The organism is Streptomyces sp. NBC_00178, from assembly GCF_036206005.1.
GTDB lineage: Bacteria > Actinomycetota > Actinomycetes > Streptomycetales > Streptomycetaceae > Streptomyces.
In genome coordinates this window covers 6,070,259-6,084,684 of the sequence record NZ_CP108143.1, presented here as the reverse complement: position 1 = coordinate 6,084,684, position 14,426 = coordinate 6,070,259, and the positions used below count along the sequence as shown (strand labels likewise).

Annotated in this window: 13 protein-coding genes; 1 reads left to right on the top strand and 12 read right to left on the bottom strand. The window is 70.8% G+C overall.

Going from position 1 to position 14,426, the window contains the following annotated elements:
- Nucleotides 1-103: 103 nt before the first annotated feature.
- The 7 genes from OHT61_RS26590 to OHT61_RS26560 all read right to left on the bottom strand — a co-directional run bounded on the left by OHT61_RS26590 (nucleotide 104) and on the right by OHT61_RS26560 (nucleotide 8,756).
- Entirely contained in the window at nucleotides 104-799 is a 696-nt protein-coding gene (locus tag OHT61_RS26590; protein WP_329041678.1) for a glycoside hydrolase family 75 protein, read from the bottom strand.
- Between the two features lie 152 nt (nucleotides 800-951).
- Nucleotides 952-2,757: a gamma-glutamyltransferase gene (gene ggt / locus OHT61_RS26585; RefSeq protein ID WP_329041676.1), complete on the bottom strand. Its 1,806-nt coding sequence runs from the start codon at nucleotides 2,755-2,757 to the stop codon at nucleotides 952-954.
- Between the two features lie 352 nt (nucleotides 2,758-3,109).
- Nucleotides 3,110-3,571, bottom strand: a complete 462-nt coding sequence (locus OHT61_RS26580; protein ID WP_329041674.1) for a lipocalin-like domain-containing protein — start codon at nucleotides 3,569-3,571, stop codon at nucleotides 3,110-3,112.
- A 15-nt stretch (nucleotides 3,572-3,586) separates the two neighbouring features.
- On the bottom strand, nucleotides 3,587-5,791 hold the full coding sequence (locus OHT61_RS26575; protein ID WP_329041673.1) for a xanthine dehydrogenase family protein molybdopterin-binding subunit: 2,205 nt from the start codon (nucleotides 5,789-5,791) through the stop codon (nucleotides 3,587-3,589).
- A complete protein-coding gene (locus OHT61_RS26570; RefSeq protein WP_329041672.1) occupies nucleotides 5,788-6,780 on the bottom strand; it encodes an FAD binding domain-containing protein in 993 nt (330 codons plus the stop codon). Before OHT61_RS26570 ends, OHT61_RS26575 begins: the two co-directional genes overlap by 4 nt.
- Nucleotides 6,777-7,283, bottom strand: a complete 507-nt coding sequence (locus OHT61_RS26565; RefSeq protein WP_329041671.1) for a (2Fe-2S)-binding protein — start codon at nucleotides 7,281-7,283, stop codon at nucleotides 6,777-6,779. Before OHT61_RS26565 ends, OHT61_RS26570 begins: the two co-directional genes overlap by 4 nt.
- A gap of 348 nt (nucleotides 7,284-7,631) precedes the next feature.
- Complete coding sequence (locus OHT61_RS26560; protein WP_329041670.1) at nucleotides 7,632-8,756, bottom strand: XdhC/CoxI family protein; 1,125 nt, start codon at nucleotides 8,754-8,756, stop codon at nucleotides 7,632-7,634.
- Nucleotides 8,757-9,373: 617 nt separating this feature from the next.
- Between OHT61_RS26560 and OHT61_RS26555 the strand changes: the two genes are divergently transcribed.
- Nucleotides 9,374-10,009, top strand: a complete 636-nt coding sequence (locus OHT61_RS26555; protein ID WP_329041669.1) for a cysteine hydrolase — start codon at nucleotides 9,374-9,376, stop codon at nucleotides 10,007-10,009.
- Between the two features lie 329 nt (nucleotides 10,010-10,338).
- Here OHT61_RS26555 and OHT61_RS26550 read toward each other — a convergent pair whose 3' ends face one another.
- The 5 genes from OHT61_RS26550 to OHT61_RS26530 all read right to left on the bottom strand — a co-directional run bounded on the left by OHT61_RS26550 (nucleotide 10,339) and on the right by OHT61_RS26530 (nucleotide 14,098).
- Nucleotides 10,339-11,208: an amino acid ABC transporter permease gene (locus tag OHT61_RS26550; protein WP_329041668.1), complete on the bottom strand. Its 870-nt coding sequence runs from the start codon at nucleotides 11,206-11,208 to the stop codon at nucleotides 10,339-10,341.
- On the bottom strand, nucleotides 11,205-11,849 hold the full coding sequence (locus OHT61_RS26545; protein WP_329041667.1) for an amino acid ABC transporter permease: 645 nt from the start codon (nucleotides 11,847-11,849) through the stop codon (nucleotides 11,205-11,207). Before OHT61_RS26545 ends, OHT61_RS26550 begins: the two co-directional genes overlap by 4 nt.
- 17 nt (nucleotides 11,850-11,866) lie before the next feature.
- Nucleotides 11,867-12,781 (bottom strand): glutamate ABC transporter substrate-binding protein, encoded by a 915-nt coding sequence (locus OHT61_RS26540; RefSeq protein ID WP_329041666.1) that lies wholly within the window; start codon nucleotides 12,779-12,781, stop codon nucleotides 11,867-11,869.
- 10 nt (nucleotides 12,782-12,791) lie between these two features.
- Complete coding sequence (locus OHT61_RS26535) at nucleotides 12,792-13,535, bottom strand: amino acid ABC transporter ATP-binding protein (RefSeq protein ID WP_329041664.1); 744 nt, start codon at nucleotides 13,533-13,535, stop codon at nucleotides 12,792-12,794.
- Nucleotides 13,536-13,636: 101 nt separating this feature from the next.
- Complete coding sequence (locus OHT61_RS26530) at nucleotides 13,637-14,098, bottom strand: DUF6278 family protein (protein ID WP_329041662.1); 462 nt, start codon at nucleotides 14,096-14,098, stop codon at nucleotides 13,637-13,639.
- Nucleotides 14,099-14,426: the final 328 nt, after the last annotated feature.

Genomic DNA, 14,426 nt, shown 5'->3' with positions numbered 1-14,426 from the left:
TAATACCGACCCGATCGGTATAGTAATTGGACGGCTGCCGTCATCCTGATCGAGGTGCCGCGGCACCGGCGGTGGTGCGCGGCCCCGAGACCGCGGCGGTCCGTCAGCCGCCGGCCACGAATTCCGCGGCGAGGGCCTCGCCCTCCGCGACGGCCGCCTCGTGGTCCTCGATGGGTGAGACCCGGGAGTCGCGGAACAGGATGTACGTGACGCCGGACGCCGTCCCGCCGCTCTTCGGGTCGGGGTCGATCCCGAGCCTCTTGGCCGCGGCGTACGACGCCTCCCCGATGATCCCGGTCGGCCCCGTGTCACCGACCACGGCGTACACGACCTTGTCGCCGTACACGACGGCGGCCACGGAACCGCCCTTGATCCCGTGGTAGGCGTACTTCCACAGCGGACCCGGGCCGGGTACGACGACGTAGGGCAGCGCGCTGGAGTCCAGGGGTCTGCCCGCCGACGTCTGGAACGCCGTCCCGGCCTGGAAGGCGGGGTCCGTCTTCCTGTTGCAGACGGCGGTGACACGGCCGTCGCAGTCGATGTCCATGTCGGCGGTCCAGAACACGGCGCGCTTCGTCCCGCACACGGGGATCTCAGCCGGGCTCCCCTGGTCCGTCCGGTACTTCCCGTGCGAGATCCGGTCGCAGGTCTTCACCCGGGCCAGCAGTTCGGCGGCCCCGACCGCACCCTCGCTCGGAGCTCCTGAAGCCCGCGCGGGCGGGGCGGAGGCGGGCAGAGCCGCTGCGGCCAGGACGGCCGCGCCCGAGGCGGCGGCGAGGGCGAGCATGCGCGTACGCACCGTGGAGACGCCTTTCACTCGACACGGAGGGCCCAGGCGGGCCCGTCCCGGCCGACGCGGCGCCCCACGGGCCGGGCCGCCGCGAGGGCGTCGGGGCCGGCGGAACGCGCAGTCGCGCCGTACCGGCCCCGGGGCCCAGGAGCGGCGGGCCGTCAGGAACGCCCGCTCGGATGCACCACCATGGCCGAGCCACCGCCGCGCCGCACCTTTTCCGCGGCCGCCAGCCAGCGTCCGTCCGGCAGCCGCTGGACACCGGTGGCCGCACCGATCTCCGGGTTCGCCTTGAAGACGTGGCCGAGTGCCTCCAGCTCCGCCCGCACCGGGCTGTTCCACAGGCCGGGCTCGATCTCGGTGGTCGGCGAGTTGCGCTGGCTGGCACGGGGCGCCGCGATGGCCTCGACCAGCGGAAGACCCCGGTCCAGATGGCCGGTCAGCGTCTGCAGGACGGTCGTGATGATCGTGGCGCCGCCGGGTGAGCCGAGGGCCAGCACGGGCTTTCCGTGTTCCAGCACGACGGTCGGCGAGATGGACGAGCGCGGGCGCTTGGCGGGACCCGGGAGGTTCGGGTCGTGGACCGCCGGGTTCGCCGGGGCGAAGGAGAAGTCGGTCAGCTCGTTGTTGAGCAGGAAGCCGCGCCCGGGCACGGTGATGCCGCTGCCGCCCGTCGACTCGATCGTCAGGGTGTAGGCGACGACGTTGCCCCACCGGTCGGCCGTGGTCAGGTGGGTCGTGTTCTCACCCTCGTACGTCGTCGGGGCCGCCCCCTCCCCCCACGCGCACCGCGCGGGATCACGGGGATCACCTGGCGCGAGGGGGCTGGTCAGGACGGCGTCGTCCTTGATGAGGCAGGCCCGCGAGTCGGCGAAGCGCTGCCCGAGCAGTTCACGGGTGGGGACGTCCTCGAACGCCGGATCGCCGACCCACCGTCCCCGGTCGGCGAAGGCGATGCGGCTCGCCTCGATGAGCCGGTGGAGGTAACGCGTCCCACCGGCCTTCGAGAGGTCGGTGGACTCCAGGATGTTGAGTGCCTCGCCCACGCTCGTCCCGCCGGACGACGAAGGCGCCATGCCGTACACGTCGAGTCCCCGGTAGCCGACGCGGGTGGGAGCCCGGTGCAGCGCACGGTATGCCTTCAAGTCACCGGTCGTCAGGTCTCCCGGGCGCACCACCCGTGTCGCCGCCGGGTCCACGGGGGGCTTGCGCACCGTCGAGACGATGTCCCGCGCCAGAGCGCCCCGGTACAGCTCGTCGACTCCCCTGCGCCCGAGGGTGCGGTAGGTCCGGGCGAGATCGGCGTTCCTGAAGACCGAGCCGGCCGCCGGCGGCTGTCCGCCGGGCAGGAAGAGCTCGGCGCTCGCGGGGAAGTCGGCGAAGCGCGCCTGGTTGGCGGCCGTCTGCGCACGGAAGGTCTCGTCCACCGTGAAACCGTCGCGGGCCAGCCGCTCGGCGGGTTCGAGGAGCTTTCCGAGCGGCTTGCTCCCCCAGGCGTCGAGGGCCTTCTGCCAGGTGGCGGGAGTGCCGGGGGTGCCGACCCCGAGGCCGCTGGTGACGGCGTCGTTGAAGGGGATCGGCACCCCGTTCTCCTGGAACAGCGAGGCGTCGGCGCTCCTGGGGGCGGTCTCACGCCCGTCGATCGTCCGGACGGTGCGGGTCGCGGCGTCGTAGTGGACGAAGTAGCCGCCCCCGCCGATTCCCGCCGAGTAGGGCTCGGTCACCCCCAGGGCCGCCGCGGTGGCGACGGCCGCGTCGACGGCGTTTCCCCCGTGGCGCAGGACCTCGATGCCCGCGGCGGACGCGTCCGCGTCGACGCTCGACACGGCTCCCCCGTAACCCACCGCGACCGGCGACTTGGGGGGCGGCACCGGGGGTGCCGAAGCCGCGGGAGCGGCGGCACCGAACGAGCCCAGGACGACGATCACGCTCAGGAACGACACATTCCGGCCGACGGAACGACGCATCCGTACCTCCAGTGAAGGATCGTCCGCGCAGGGTAGCGCCGCACCGCCCGGCCCGTCAGGACCGCCTCGCCCGTGTGTGCGAACGGACTGCCTCGCTCGCGGGTGCTCGCCGACTCGGGTGCGAGCGGGCCCTCTTAGGGGGCCGAAGGGCCCCGGGCCCGCTCCTCCACCGACAGGCACCCACGGAGAGGCCGGGGTGACACGGCACGTCGCCTCGTCACCCCGGCTCACTCACGCGGGTGCTCCCCCGGCCGATCGCACGGCGGAACCGCGCATCACAGCACGGTCCGTCAAAGCCCGTACTTTCACGCGACGTTCACGTTGCGCGCTTGCCGGACCCCACCGCACGGCGTCAGTCGCCCGCGCGGCCCACCCGTTCCCAGGTCAGCACGCCGGTCCGCATCTCCCCCCAGATACGCGTGGGGGTGGCCAGGGCCAGTTGCAGCACCTCACCGTCCAGTCGCGCCACGCGCAACTGCGCCCCTCCCATCCAGTTCGGGAACAGGCTCAGCGCGACGTCGTGGATGACGGTCGTGTCGTCCGGGACACGGAACGGCCCGGCGTAGGCCAGGTAGTTGCGGGCCGCTTCGGTCAGCTCCTCCGGGCGGCCCGACTCCAGCCGGTCCGTCTCGAACAGGGGCCGGTCCGGCCGCGTGATCTGGGCCGACATGTAGCCGTCGGCCGAATAGATGATGAGACCGAGCGGCCGGTCCCCGAAGGGGCGCACGACCTCCCCGCCGTCGACGCTGCGGGCCTCGTAGGACACGAGGCGCCACGCGCCGACCAGGGCGGCGCGCAGTTCGTCAGGTGTCACGGTGTCCTCCGCCGCTCACAGCAGCTGGTCCATGGTGATGGGAAGCGAGCGGATGCGCCGCCCGGTGGCGTGGAAGACCGCGTTGGCGATCGCGGGGGCGATGCCGACGATGCCGATCTCTCCGATGCCCTTGGTGCCGATGGGGTTGGCCCGGTCGTACGAGCCGACGAAGGCGACCTGCATGTCGGGGACGTCGGCGTTGACCGGCACGATGTAGTCGCCGAGCGTGGCGTTGGCGACGCGTCCCGTGACGTCGTCGCTGATGGCCTCCTCGAACAGGGCCATCCCGATGCCGCCCACCGTTCCGCCGATGATCTGGCTGGCGGCCGTCTTCTCGTTGAGGATGCGGCCGCCGTCGATGACGGAGAGCGCGCGGGCCACCCGCAGCCGCCCGAGGTCGCGGTCGACGTGGACCTCGACGAACTTCGCTCCGAACGCACCGGCCGGCGCCATACCCAGGTCCTGCGGCTGCGCGGGAGTGCTCTCGCCGTCCGCGGTCAGCTCCTCGACGGCATGCCGCCCGAGGATCTCCGCGTACGACTCGCCCTTCGAGCGGTCGTCGCGCCGGCGGATGTAGCCGCCGTCGACGTCGACGTCGTCGACCGTGCACCCCCGCAGGGGCGAGTCCGCGTCGTTCGCCGTCAGTTCCAGAACGTCCCCGATGAGCCGACGGCACGCCTCGTACACGGCGCTGCCGATGGAGCCCGTCAAGCCCGAGCCGCCCGTCTGGGGGGCGAAGGGCATGGAGCCGTCGCCCAGCCCGAAGGTGACCTGCCCGACGTCCAGGCCGAGCAGTTCGGCCGACAGCTGGGTGAAGACGGTGTACGCGCCGTTGCCGATCTCCGTTCCGGCGCTGCGCACGTAGGCGGTCCCGTCCCGGCGGATCGTGGCGCGCGCCTCGCAACGCGCGCGGAACCACGGGTAGCTGGCGGCGGCCAGGCCGTAGCCCACGAGCAGGTTGCCCTGGCGCATGGAGCCCGGTTCGGGGGTGCGCCGCGACCATCCGAAGAGTTCGGCGCCGTGTTCGAGGCACTCCTTGTGCGCCCGGCTGGACCAGGGCAGCCCCAACTGCGGGTGCACGGCGGCGTCGTTGCGCAGGCGCAGCTCCAGTGGGTCCATACCGAGCTCGACCGCGAGCTCGTCCATCGCGCACTCCAGTGCGTAGTTGCCGGTGGTCGCACCCGGGCCGCGCATGGAGTTGGGCACCGGGATGTTGAGGCGCGCCTGGACGTCCCTCGTCGAGACGTTGGGGCAGGCGTACGAGGTACCCGAAGCGGTCGCGGTCGGCTCGAAGTTGTCGTCGTCCATCGCGGTCGACGTGAGCGCGTCGTGCTCGATGGCCACGAGCTCACCGGAACGCGTGGCGCCGATCCGCAGGCGCTGCTTCCCCTTGGGCCGGTGCCCGCAGGCCGTGAACATCTGGGGCCGCGTGAGCACCAGCTTCACCGGGCGCCCCGTCTCCCGCGCGGCGAGGGCCGTCAGGACCACGTGGGCCCATACCCGGAGGCCCGCGCCGAACCCTCCCCCGACGTAGGGGGCGATGACGTGCACGGACTCCTCGGGAAGGCCGAAGACCGCGGCCAGCGACGTGCGCTCGAGCGTCGGCCACTGCGTCGAGTTGTTGACGAACAGCGTGTCGCCCTCCCACCGGGCGACGGTGGTGAGCGGACCCATCGGGTTGTTCGTGTTGTCGACCGTGGTGTAGGTGCGGTCGATCGTCACCTCGGCGTCGGCCAGCGCGGCGGCGGGGTCACCTCTGTCCACGTCACGTTTCCAGGGGTTGCTCCGGCGCTCGGCGCGCGGGTCCTCCAGGTCCAGGACGGCCTCGCCCGGGGCGTATTCCACCCGGACGAGGTTGGCGGCCTCGGTGGCCTCTTCGAAGGTCTCCGCCACGACCACGGCCACGTGCTGGCCGTAGTGGAGGAGCACGTCGTCCTGGAGCGGCGCCGGCGGTGACACGCCCAGCGGCGTGACAGGGGCCCGCTCCAGAAGTCCGGCGTTGTGGTGCGTGATCACCTTGACGACCCCGGGGGCCCGTTCCGCGGCCGCGGTGTCGATGGCGGTGATGCGGCCGGCCGCGACCGTGCTCCGCACCAGCACGGCGTGCACCATGCCGGGATACTCGTAGTCGTTGGGGTAGTCGGCCTTGCCGGCCACTTTCAGCGGCCCCTCGACACGGTTGATCCCCGGACCGAGGAGGGGGTGAGAGGTCGTCGTCATGAGCTGACTCCCGTGACTGTCTCCAGCGCACGGACCAGCGTGCGCTGCGCGAGTTCCACCTTGAAGGCGTTCTGAGGACGGGGCTGGGCCCCGGACAGCGCGGCACGCGCGGCCGCGCGGAACACGTCGGTGCTCGCCGCGGCGCCGGTCAGGATCTCCTCCGCCTCCAGGGCGCGCCACGGATGCGTGGCGACCCCTCCCAGACCCACCCGTGCCGAGGTCATGACCTGCGCGCCGTCCAGCACCACCGCGACCGCGGCGGACGCCAGCGCGAACTCGTAGCTCGCCCGGTCACGCACCTTGAGGTAGTCCGAGCGTGCCCCTTCCGGCAGGAGCGGCACCTCGATCGCCGTGATGAGCTCGCCGGGCTTCAGCACGTTCTCCACGTCCGGGGTGTCCCCCGGGGGCCGGTAGAAGCCGGTGAGCGGGACCGTGCGGTCCCCGTCCCGGCCGCTGGCGTGGATCACCGCGTCGAGGGCGATGAGCGCGACGGCGACGTCGGAGGGGCTCGTGGCGATGCAGTGGTCACTCGTCCCGAGGACCGCGTGCGTACGGTGCGCACCGGTCAGGGCGGCGCATCCCGTGCCGGGCTCGCGCTTGTTGCAGGCCGCCACCGACGGATCGCGGAAGTACCGGCAGCGGGTGCGCTGCAGGAGGTTCCCGCCGATCGTCGCCATGTTGCGCAGCTGGACCGAGGCACTGCGCAGGAGCGCCTCCCGTACCAGCGGCAGGCGCTCGGTGACGACGGGGTCGGCCGCGAGTTCCTCCATCGTGACGAGCGCCCCCACGAAGAGGCTTCCGCCCCTGAGTTCGACCTCTCCGAGTGGCAGACGTGTGATGTCGATCAGCCGGCCGGGCCGCAGCACCCCGTCCTTCATCAGGTCGAGCTGGGTCGTGCCCCCTGCGAGGAAGCTGGCGTCGCTGTCCGCGCCGGCCTCGGCCACGGCCGTGGCCACCTCGCGTACCTGGACGTAGTCGAACGGCCTCATTCGTGATCACCGGCCACTTCCTGGATCGCGGCGACGATGTTCTGGTAGGCACCGCACCGGCAGATGTTGCCGCTCATGTACTCGCGGATCTCGTCGGGCGAACCGGCCCGTCCCTCGGACAGCAGCCCGAGGGCGGACATGATCTGGCCCGGTGTGCAGTACCCGCACTGGTATCCGTCGTGCTTGAGGAACGCGGCCTGCAGGGGATGCGGTGTCTCGCCGTCCGCGAGTCCTTCCACCGTGGTCACCTCGCGCCCGTCGCACTGCGCCGCCAGCGTCAGGCAGGACAGCACGCGCTTGTCGTCCACGTGCACGGTGCATGCCCCACATGTGCCCTGGTCACAGCCCTTTTTCGTGCCGGTGAGACCCAGCTTGTCACGCAGTGCGTCCAATAGGGTGACCCGGCAGTCCGTGCGCAGGCTGTGTTCCTCGCCGTTGACCCTCAGCGCGAACTCTGCCTGCGGGACGGACTGCGAATCGGTGGGTTCCGCTCGCGATGTCATTGCACCTCGTCTCCGGTACCACTGCGAAATGAGACCTGCTTTTCAGCGACGCTTCGAATGGGCGCCCCGCCGTCACCCGACCCCGGTGAGGACCGGACGCCGCACAAAGGAGTGAGGGAATTCTGCCGTCAGGCTCCTCAGCACGACGCACACTTTCGGTTCGGCGACGCCCATTCACCCGACTGCGGCGACATCGTCGACGCGATCGGCGATGCGGGGCCGCACTCGTTTACCGCACACGGAATTACTCGTACGGCAACGGTACGAGCCTCAGGGCTTCGTCGCATCTGCTTGCCTCTCCGGACCGCACTCGCTCCCGGGGAGGGCGGTCCGGAGAGGCGGAGGGCTTCACACGGCCCGGTGGATGGGCGTGGAGGCCCCGCTGAGGTGGGCGCCGGAGCCGCCGTAGCGGTGGGCGACGATCTCCGCGGCGATCGACAGCGCGGTCTCCTCCGGTGTGCGGGCGCCGAGGTCGAGGCCGATCGGGGAATGCATGCGCGCCAGTTCCGCCTCGGTCAGGCCCGCCTCGCGCAGACGGTCGAGACGGTCGAGGTGGGTACGCCGCGAACCCATCGCACCGATGTAGGCGACCGGCATGCGGAGGGCCAGTTCCAGCAGGGGGACGTCGAACTTCGCATCGTGGGTGAGCACGCAGATCGCGGTGCGTCCGTCCACCCGGTCCGCCGCCGCCTCCTGGTCGAGATACCGGTGCGGCCAGTCCACGACGATCTCGTCGGCGTCGGGGAACCGCAGCCGGGTCACGAACACCGGCCGGGCGTCGCAGACGGTGACCCGGTAGCCGAGGAACGTCCCCGCGCGGACCAGGGCCGCGGCGAAGTCGATCGCGCCGAAGACCAGGAGCCGGGGCGGCGGCACGCTGGACTCCACCAGGAGGGTCAGCGGCGTCCCGCAGCGGCTGCCGTCGGCGCCGACGACGAGCGTGCCGGTACGGCCGGCGGCGAGCATCGCGGCCGCGCCCCGCACGGCGGTGCGGTCACGCCCGGCGTCACCGAGGCCGCCCTCGTGGGAACCGTCGGGCCGGACCAGCAACGCCCGGCCCAGGAGTTCGGCGGGGCCGGCGACGATCCGGGCCACGGCCGCCGCCTCTCGGGCGACGGAGGCGGCCAGCGCGTGCACGAGTTCCGGGCGCTCGCACGGGTTGATCCTCTGGACCAGGATGCCGATCCGGCCGCCGCACGTCAGGCCGACCGAGAAGGCGTCCTCGTCGGAGTAGCCGAACTCCTCGTGGACGGTGGCGGGGCCCTCGCCGGACAGCGCCTGCACACACAGGTCGTAGACGGCCCCCTCGACACATCCCCCGGACACGCTGCCGATCACGTTCCCGGCGTCGTCGACGGCGAGGGCAGCCCCGGGCTGCCGCGGAGCACTGCCGCCGGTGGAGACAACGGTGGCCACGGCGAACGGAAGGCCCCGCTCGCACCAGCGGGACAGCTCCTCGGCGATGTCCAGCACAGGGGCTCAGCTCCTCCGGAGATTCGTGGCGGTATCCGGCCCCGGCCGGTCGCTCTCCCGCGGTGGACGGGAACCGCAGACCGTGGATTTCGGTCGCCTTTTCGTACGCGCAATCCGGCACCGTCCCCGCAGCATCCTCGGTCACATTACGACACTACGCCGACGGCGCTCCGGAACTGATTCAGCGTGCCCCGGCGAGGCAGTGGACGAGCGGACGGCAAAACCCTTCCCGGGATTGCACGCGGAGACGAGACGTCATTGCGCGCAAGGGCACGACGCCGAGGGGCCGGTACAACGGATAGACCTGGCAGCGGACGGCGCCTCGTGCGACGATTGCCTGACGCGGAACACACGCGGGTGAGAGATCCCGCCCGGAAAGTCAGGCGTACGGATTCGACGCGCGAATCCTCCGGAAATCCGGTCACCGGCACCGGTCCCGGACGCTGCTCCGCTTTCCGGGGCGCCGAGGACAGCCCCCGGCGCCCCCTCACCTCGCCCGAGCCGTTCCCCCTCGCCGGGCCCGACCAGCCGAGGTCCGGGGCGGTCCACCGGGCCACACCGTGCGGCGGTCCCGCCACGGGTCCGCCGCTCATCATCCGGACGATGAGGAGAAGCCCGTGTCCGAGACCTACGACCCCCGGCACACTGCTGTACTGCTGGTCGACCCGTACAACGACTTCATATCCGAGGGCGGCCTCAACTGGGAGCGGCTCGCGCCGGTGGCCCTGGACGTCGGCCTCGTCGACCACCTGCGTTCCGTCGTCGCCGCCGCACGCGGATCGGACGTGCGTGTGGTGTTCGTCCCGCACCGCCGCTGGCAGCCCGGTGACTACGACAGCTGGTCGTACCCGAACCCGACGCACCGGGCGATCCAGAAGAAGCACAGCTTCGCCCTCGGCACCTGGGGCGGGACGTTCCACCCGGACTTCCAGCCTCAGGAGGGTGAGCTCGTCGCCCACGAGCACTGGTCCCAGAGCGGGTTCGCCAACACGGACCTGAACCTGCTGCTCCAGCAGCACGACATCAGCCATGTGATCCTGATCGGTGTGCTCGCGAACACCTGCATCGAGTCGACGGGCCGGTTCGCGATGGAACTCGGATTCCACGTGACGCTCGTGCGGGACGCCACCGCGGCGTTCTCCGCCGAGATGATGTATGCCGCACACGAGTTGAACGGTCCCACGTTCGCCCACTCCATCGTCACCACGGAGGAGATCGTCGGCGTACTCGAGGGACTGTCGGGCTCGTCCTGAGCGGGACCGAGGGCTGCGGGGTGTCTGCGGCCCCGCGTCGCCGGTGCGTGCGACGCGGGGCCGGGTGAATGCGGAAACTGGTCGGCAACGCCCCCTCATCCTCTGTGCGGCGGGCATCGGGTCGGCTGTTCGCCGTCGGAGCGGAGGGCCCCGCGCCGACGGCTCCCGGTCCCGCGCCGCCCTGGTGACCGGCGGTGCCGGTCCTCATCACTCCGGCCGCTCCCGGCCGGCACGCAGCTGACCTTCTCCCCGGAACGGGCACGGGTCGTCTCCCGTGCCCCGGTGCGAGGGGTGATCACCGGCTGCTGCCGGGCGGGTCCGGCCGACGGCTAGCGGACTCCCGGCAGCAACGGCCCCGGCTCGGCGGGAGTCACGCCCGCTCCCTCCGCCTTGGGGTCGCGGCGCTCGCGTTTCGCCACCCACGTGGCGAACCAGGAGAGCAGCATGCACATCCCGATGTAGATGGGTGAGATCACCATGACCACGGGGATGAACGGCAGCCCGTAGTCGAGGTTCGAGGCGATGAGCTTCCCGGCGTGGAGGAACTCCTCGTAGGTGATCAGATAGCCGAGCGAGGTGTCCTTGAGCGCGACGACCAGCTGGCTGATGATCGTCGGCAGCATCGCGCGGACCGCCTGCGGCGCCAGTACGTGCGAGGTGACCTGGGTCTTCCGCATCCCGAGGGCGTACGCCGCCTCACGCTGCCCGCGCTCCACGGAGTTGATGCCCGTACGGAAGACCTCGGCGAGCACCGACCCGTTGTAGAGGGTCAGCCCCGCCACGAGCGCCGGCAGGGGCTGGACCTTGAGGGCCACGAAGATGAAGAAGATCATCACCAGCACCGGCATCGCCCGGAAGAACTCGACCAGCAGGGTCGCGAGCCAGCGCACCGGCCGGTGGTCGGACAGCCGCCCGACCGCGAGCAGAGCCCCCAGTGCCAGGGAGAGGACCGCGGCGATGGCGAAGGCCTTGAGCGTGTTGCCGAGTCCGCGCAGCAGCAGTTCCTGGATGCCCACGTAGATGAAGGGCGTCCACTTCTGGCTGGTGAACTGGTTCGTGTCGAAGAGCAGGTAGAGGATCCAGCCGAGCAGGGCGATGATCACGGCCGTCGCGGCGATGCCGTAGACGCGGTGGCGCTTGCGCGTCGCCGGCCCCGGGATGTCGTAGAGCGCGGAGGCCGAAGCGGTGGAACGGGTCATCGGGCGACCCCCCAGCGCTTCTCCATCAGGTTGAAGAGCGCACTGATCGCGAGGGTGATGATGAGGTAGCCGACGGCGATCCAGACGAAGGTCCAGATGATGTTGTAGCCGAGTTCGTTGAGGGTCTTGTAGGTGCCCAGCAGTTCGGTGACGCTGAACGCCCCCGCGATCGCCGAGTTCTTGGCGAGGGCGATGAGCGTCGATCCCACCGGTGGGATCACCGAGCGGAACGCCTGGGGCAGCACCACGCTGCCCAGCGTCTGCCCGAAGGACATGCCGAGGCTGCGCGCCGCCTCGCCCTGGCCGGTGGGCACGGTGTTGATCCCGGAGCGCAGGGCCTCGCAGATGAACGCGGAGGTGTAGCAGCCGAGGGCGAGGACCGCGAACACCTGGAAGGGCAGCACGAGTCCGAAGCGCGGCAGGCCGAGGAGCACGGCGAAGAACAGCAGGGTCAGCGGCGTGTTGCGCAGCACCGCGACCCAGACGGTGCCGATCACGCGGAGCGAGCCGACGGGGGCCACCCGGAAGGAGGCCATGACGAAGCCGAGCAGCAGGGCCAGGATCGAGGCGTAGACGGTGAGCTCCAGGGTGCCCAGGAATCCCTTGGCGTAGAGCGAGAAGTTGTCTGTCAGTACGTCCATGGTGGTGGCGGGGCCCCTCAGTTCGCCGGGTAGCGGTCGATGGGCGGCGGGGTCGGCGCGGGTACCCCGGAGAGGCCCAGGGTGGCTTCGAACGCCTTCTTCCAGTTGCCGTTCTTCTCGTTCGCCTCCAGCGCGTCGTCGAGTGCGAGGCGCAGCGCGGTGTCGCCGCGCGGTACGCCGATGCCGTAGGGCTCCTCGGAGAAGGGCTTGCCGACCACCTTCATCTCGTCCGGCGCCTTGGCCGCGAAGCCGAGGAGGATGGCGTCGTCGGTGGTGACGGCGTCGACCTGGAAGGTCAGCAGGTTGTCGACGCAGATCGAGTACGTGTCGTAGGCGACCAGGTCCGCCTTCGGGTAGTCGGCGGCGATGCGCTGGTACGGGGTCGATCCGGCGGCCGAGCACACGGTCTTGCCCCCCAGGTCCTGCGGGCCGTGGATGTCGTTCTCGTCGGTGCGGACCAGCAGCCCCTGGCCGGCCATGTAGTAGGGCCCGGCGAAGCCGACGAGCTTCTTGCGCATGTCGTTGATCGTGTAGGTGCCGACGTAGTAGTCGATCTGGCCGTTCTGGAGTGCCGTCTCCCGGTTCGCGGAGGCGATGGTCCGGAAGCGGATCGTGCCCGGCTCGAAGCCGAGGGAGGCCGCCATCATGCGGGCGATCTCGATGTCGAAGCCGGAGTAGACGCCGGTGGCCGGGTCCTTCTCACCGAGGTACGGCTGGTCTTCCTTGACCCCGACGCGAAGGTAGCCGCGCTTCTCGGCCTGCGTCCACGTCCTGGACTCCGGGAGCCGGAATCCGGTGTCGACGGCGTACCGGGGCAGTGCGCCCGCCTTCGGCCCCTTGACCGGGGGGCTGCCCTCCCTGCCGCACCCCACGGCGAGCACGGCGAGCAGGAGGCAGACCAGCGCGGCCGCGATGTTCCTCGTACGCAACACGGTGCCCCCGTCAGTGCTTGAGGATCTTGGACAGGAAGTCCTTGGCGCGGTCGCTCTCCGGGGCGGTGAAGAAGTCCTCCGGTGTGCGGTCCTCGATGACGGCGCCGTCGGACATGAAGACCACACGGTTGGCCGCGGAACGGGCGAACCCCATCTCGTGCGTGACGACGACCATGGTCATGCCCTCGCGCGCGAGTTGCCGCATGACCTCCAGGACCTCGTTGATCATCTCGGGGTCGAGCGCGGAGGTCGGCTCGTCGAAGAGGAGCGCCTTGGGGTCCATGGCGAGGGCGCGTGCGATGGCGACGCGCTGCTGCTGTCCTCCGGAGAGCTGCGCGGGGAGCTTGTCCGCCTGCGAGGCGAGGCCGACGCGCTCCAGGAGTTCCCGGGAGCGCTGGTCGGCCTCGTCCTTCTTCCGCTTGCGGACCTTGAGCTGGGCGAGGGTCACGTTCGCCAGCACGGTCTTGTGGGCGAAGAGGTTGAACGACTGGAAGACCATGCCGACTTCGGCCCGGAGCTGGGCGAGACCCTTACCCTCCTCGGGGAGCGGTCTGCCGTCGATGGTGATACGGCCGGACTCGATCGTCTCGAGTCTGTTGATCGTCCGGCAGAGGGTCGACTTGCCCGATCCGGAGGGGCCGATGACCACCACCACCTCCCCGCGGCCGACGGTGAGATTGATGTCCCGCAGTACGTGCAACTTCCCGAAGTACTTGTTGACGTCCCGCAGTTCGATCAACGGATCGACGGCCATACGCTGCCCTACCCACTTGTCGACGGTGTCGAGGTCAGCGCAAACTATCCGGGGCGGACACACGCTCCGGGCCGACACGCACCGGCCGCGGATAAGGCTGTTTATCGCGCTTTGACCTCCGGGCCGCTCTCGGCCGACTCCGCGTACATCTCGGAGAGCTCGGGACTTCCGGAGACCGCCCAGTCGAGACCCGCGGCGACGACGTCGATCTCCCGCCCCGATGCCAGCCGCACCACGGGCCGTCCGCCGGCCAGGATGTCCCACGCGGCGCCGGGAACGGTGCGCACCAGCACGGTGCCGAGGTAGAGGCCCGCGTCGTTGCCCACCCAGGGCAGCTCCTCCGGGTCGTCGCGCCAGATCGGCGGCAACTGGTCGAGCGCGGACAACGAGCCCGGGCTGTCGTCCAGTTCGAGTCCGCACTGTCCCGCGCGTGCACGCAGCAGCTCGCACTCCGCGAGCAGCTCCGCCACGCCCTCCGGATCGGTCCTGACGGCTTCCTTGAGCGCCGCCGCCTGCGTACCGCCGTGCCGTTTCCGCCAGTTGTCCAGGAAGCGAATGTTCATGACCGGGTCCCCCAGGGTGCGTCGGCGTCGTTTCTCGGACCGTGCGAAGAAGCGGGCGGTCGGTGTCCGGCCCGCATCCCGGCCGAAGCCGGTCCCGGCGTGCCTGTCTTCTCCATGACCATCTCTCCGTCGACTCCCACTCGCTCCCCGTCGCCCACGGGAACAACTCCCTCTGAAGCGCCGCCTTCAGGATCACCATGACACAAATCCGGCTGCGGGAGGCCGCGCCCCGGGGGGTGTGGACGACGGCCCTGGACGCACGGGGCGTCAGGGGGCCGGATCGGATGCTCCCGCCACGCACGGCGTGTACACCGGTTCGACGCTCGGT

Bases quoted from the DNA above. Each gene is read 5' to 3' on its own strand.
- ggt (WP_329041676.1), bottom strand. From the start codon at position 2,757: ATGCGTCGTTCCGTCGGCCGGAATGTGTCGTTCCTGAGCGTGATCGTC.
- OHT61_RS26575 (WP_329041673.1), bottom strand. From the start codon at position 5,791: ATGACGACGACCTCTCACCCCCTCCTCGGTCCGGGGATCAACCGTGTC.
- OHT61_RS26570 (WP_329041672.1), bottom strand. From the start codon at position 6,780: ATGAGGCCGTTCGACTACGTCCAGGTACGCGAGGTGGCCACGGCCGTG.
- OHT61_RS26565 (WP_329041671.1), bottom strand. From the start codon at position 7,283: ATGACATCGCGAGCGGAACCCACCGATTCGCAGTCCGTCCCGCAGGCA.
- OHT61_RS26550 (WP_329041668.1), bottom strand. From the start codon at position 11,208: ATGACCCGTTCCACCGCTTCGGCCTCCGCGCTCTACGACATCCCGGGG.
- OHT61_RS26545 (WP_329041667.1), bottom strand. From the start codon at position 11,849: ATGGACGTACTGACAGACAACTTCTCGCTCTACGCCAAGGGATTCCTG.
- OHT61_RS26535 (WP_329041664.1), bottom strand. From the start codon at position 13,535: ATGGCCGTCGATCCGTTGATCGAACTGCGGGACGTCAACAAGTACTTC.
- OHT61_RS26530 (WP_329041662.1), bottom strand. From the start codon at position 14,098: ATGAACATTCGCTTCCTGGACAACTGGCGGAAACGGCACGGCGGTACG.